Annotated in this window: 4 protein-coding genes; all 4 read right to left on the bottom strand. The window is 70.0% G+C overall.

The window, feature by feature from the left end:
* Positions 1–185 (bottom strand): hypothetical protein (locus Q0112_RS15565; protein ID WP_297976874.1); only part of this gene is annotated, 185 nt, incomplete at its 3' end.
* Positions 186–200: 15 nt separating this feature from the next.
* Complete coding sequence (locus Q0112_RS15560) at positions 201–932, bottom strand: alpha/beta hydrolase-fold protein (protein WP_297976872.1); 732 nt, start codon at positions 930–932, stop codon at positions 201–203.
* A complete protein-coding gene (locus Q0112_RS15555; protein ID WP_297976870.1) occupies positions 916–2,181 on the bottom strand; it encodes a hypothetical protein in 1,266 nt (421 codons plus the stop codon). The genes Q0112_RS15560 and Q0112_RS15555 overlap by 17 nt, the downstream gene beginning before the upstream one ends.
* Before the next feature lie 44 nt (positions 2,182–2,225).
* The gene (locus Q0112_RS15550; RefSeq protein ID WP_297976868.1) at positions 2,226–3,398 is read right to left on the bottom strand and encodes an alpha/beta hydrolase-fold protein; all 1,173 of its coding nucleotides are present in this window, start codon (positions 3,396–3,398) and stop codon (positions 2,226–2,228) included.
* Positions 3,399–3,572 lie beyond the last annotated feature (174 nt).

Raw genomic sequence — 3,572 nt, 5'->3', positions numbered from 1 at the left:
AGCGCCCCCTCGTCGGTCACCGAGGCGATCTGCTGGTAGGCGCCGAGCCAGCCCTTGAGCTCGTCGTCCAGCCACTCGTAGGGCCGGTCGCCCACCCCGATGACGAAGGCCCCGACCGAGTGCAGCGCCCGGACGAATGCGCGCTGGTTGGCGGGGAAGCCCGGCTCGAGGAAGATCACGTTCATCGGGTCCTCCGCGTCTCAGGCCACGAGGTCGTCGAGGTAGAGCGGCAGCATCTTCCGCCAGGTCGGCCAGTCATGGTCGTATTCCGGCCCCCAGGGGTCGACGCGGTTGGGGATGCCCTTGGCGCCGAGGATGCCGGCCAGCCGCCAGCTGTCCTCGGGGTTCTCCCACCGCCCGCCGCCATAGGCGAGGACGAAGAAGCGCCGGCGCAGCAGGTCGAGCATCGCCCCGCCGCCGAGGTTCGGCAGGAAGCTCATCGGCGTGGAGAAGTAGTAGTCGTCGTTGCCCTTGAACTCGAACACCCGCTCGAGGTCGTAGCTGCCGCTCATGCCCACCGCGGCGCGGAAGGCCCAGGGGTAGCGCGCGGCCACCGCCACCGCCATGAAGGCGCCGAGCGAGGCCCCCGCCGCCGCCACCTCGGCGCCGCCGTCGCGGCAGTCGGCGCGGATCGCCGGCACCACCTCCTCGGCCACGCACTCCTCGAAGCGGTTGAGCAGCGCGCAGCGGTATTCGACCGAGCCCGTCCGCGCGGCGAAGGCGCGGCCGGCGAGGTTGTCGCAGCTATAGACCTTGATCCGCCCGCCCTCGATCAGCGGCATCAGCGCCCCGACGAGCTGCATCCGCTCGATCTCCTCGGCGTCGCCGCCCGCGGTGGGGAAAACCAGCACCGGCTGCCCCCAGTGGCCCCAGCGGACCAGCGTGATCTCCTGCTCGATGCGCTCCGAGTACCACCTAGAAGCCTGCTTCATCGCCGCGCGCCCCTTCCTGCTCGCGCCAGGTCTGCACGCGCTGCCAGAAGAGCTCGGTGAACTCGTCGATCTCGTGCGCCGGGAAGAGCGCGGTCACCTTGCGATTGATCGCCTCCCGGAGCTTCTCCGTCCCGAAGAAGTCGTAGGCGAGCTCGTCGAGATGCCCGAGATGCTTGCGGCAGAAGTCGCGGAACTTCTCCGTCTCGAACCGCTGGTGCGCGATGGCCGCATAGCCCGCGAGCTTCTCCCGGGGCGAGATGTCCTTGTCGGCTATGGCGAAGAAGGGCTCCCAGTCGAGGGTCTTGCGCATCTTCCGCCCGGTCGCGCCGCAGAAGATCGACCAGCGCAGGTTCGCCTTGATGAGCCAGGGCCAGTGATAGTGCAGCGAGGTCACCTGGCTGTCCGGGCAGGCGTTGGCGAAGTCGATCGGGTACCAGATCCCGCCCTGCGCCAGCGCCTCGCACGAGTTGAAGTCCCAGCCGAAGAAGGCGTTGATGGTGAGCGTCGTGTCCTCCAGCACCTTGGCGTCGGTCTCGGGGAGGAAGTCCGTGTCCATGGTGTAGCGGTCGTGCAGCGGCGCCGAGGGGTCGTAGTTCACCTTGCGCGTCTGCGGCCCGAGCCCGATGCAGCGCACGAACCAGTCGTAGGGGATGACCGCCTTCTGCAGGTTCATCAGGTCGGTGCCGCTGGCGTCGTAGGCGCGCTGGAAGCCAGCGAGGTCGTCGATCCGCGTCACCCCCTTCCAGCCGCCGCCATGGTAGGGCTTCATGAAGAAGGGGTAGCCGATCTTCTCGCCGATCTCCTCGAGTGAGAAGAGCCGCGCGTACTGCCGGAGCGTCGGCTCGAGGTCGTCGGCATGCTCGTAGGCCTTGGCCGGCAGCATCCAGGTCTCGGGGATGTCGAGCCCGAGCCGCATCATCGCGGCATAGGAGGTGTGCTTCTCGTTCGCCTGGATCGACCAGGGGTTGTTGTAGACGTAGAGGTCGTTGAGGACGATCGCCTTCTTTATCCACTCGCGGCTGATCGTGTACCAGTGGGTCAGCCGGTCGATGACCACGTCGTACTTGACCGGCTGGCGCAGGTCGAAAGGCTCGATCGTCACCCGCTCGCAGGCGAAGTTGACCCTGTCACGACTGAGCCGGCCCAGCTTCAGGTCGAGATTCAGCCCTTCGAGCAGGCTCTCGTAGGCGATCGGCCAGCAGATGTCGGCCCCGAGCGACAGGCCGATGTTCACGGTCCGCTGCGGCATTCCCGTCCCCCCTCAAGGCGGACGGGGCCTCTTGCCGGGCGCCGTCAGCCGGTCTGGTCCTCCCCGGGTCTCAGCACCCACCGCAGCCCGTCGCGGAGCTGGTCGCGCCAATTGTGCCAGTGGTGGCCGTCCCACGCGCTCTTGAACAGAACATCAACCCCGCGTTCGCGCAAGAAGCTTGCGAGGGCCCGGTTCTCGTCGGCCAGCCCCTCGAGCTCGCCGGTCGAGACGAAGGCCCGCGTCGGCGGCAAGGGCGGCGCGCGGCGCAGCGCCCGCATCACCCGCGCGATGCGGTGGAAGACCGGGTGCGGCCGCCGGGCGAGCTTCCGCTCGTCGAGGACGAAGGAGCCCGACTTCAGGACGAGCCCGCCGAAGACCCCCGGATGGCGGAAGGCCGTCACCAGCGAGGCCACCGCCCCGAGGCTCGCCCCGAGCAGTACCCGCTCCGCCGGTACCTCCGAGATCCGCCAGCGCGCCGAGAGCGCCGGCAGCAGGTCCCCGACCAGGAAGGCCGGATGCTGCCGCCCGCCGGAATATTCCCCGAGCCGGTCGCGCGTCTGCACCAGCGCCGCGATGACCGGCGGGATCTCTCCCGCGTCGATCAGGTTGTCGAGGACGGCCGGCAGGTCGGCATAGGCGACGAAGTCGTCCCCGTCGTGGATCACCACCAGCGCGCAGGGACGCGCCGGGTCGTGCGCTGCCGGCAGGTAGACCCGCGCCCGGCGCGCCTCGCCGAAGGCTCGGCTCGCGACCATGATCTCCTCGATCCGCCCCGCCGGCGCCCCGCGCGGCAGGCTCCACTCCGGCCGCTCGTAGCCGAGGGTGCGCGCCACCGAATTCTCCCCGAAGGGATCCCCCGCCCGCTCCGGGTTCAGCGGATCGAGCAGCAGCTCCTCGTGGCCGCCCCGCCCGACCGCCAGCTTGTACTCGAAACGCCCGCCGTCCTCGACCGGCAGGCGCAGCAGCCAGAGGTCGGTGCCGCCGACGGGCTCGAACGGCCGCCGGTCGGCGCTCGCGTGGATCCAGCGCACCAGATGCACGTGGTCGGCCCGGCCCCGCCAGGCGAAGGTCAGCATCCCCGGCTCGGCCAGGGGAAAGGCCTGCCCGGCGAGGAAGGCGTCGACCGCCTCGGCGTCCGGCCGCACCCCGGCCAGCGTCTCCAGCGCCGGATGCCGGCCCAGCCCCTCGACCGGTGGCCACTCGGATCGCACGTTCATACCCGTTCCACGCTCGAACTCCTGCCGAAAGCTGGCACATAAGCCTGGCAACCGCCAGTTGCCACCCGCCGCCGGCAGCGTGCGCTGTCAGCCGCCGATCGCGGCGCGGACCAGGGCCTCGAAGGCGCGGCCGCGGTGCTCGAAGCTCTCGAACTGGTCGAAGCTGGCGCAGGC

The sequence above is a fragment of the uncultured Amaricoccus sp. genome (genome assembly GCF_937858865.1).
Lineage (GTDB): Bacteria > Pseudomonadota > Alphaproteobacteria > Rhodobacterales > Rhodobacteraceae > Amaricoccus.
The sequence above is the reverse complement of the archived record's forward strand: the minus strand, read 5'-3'. Positions and strand labels throughout refer to the sequence as shown.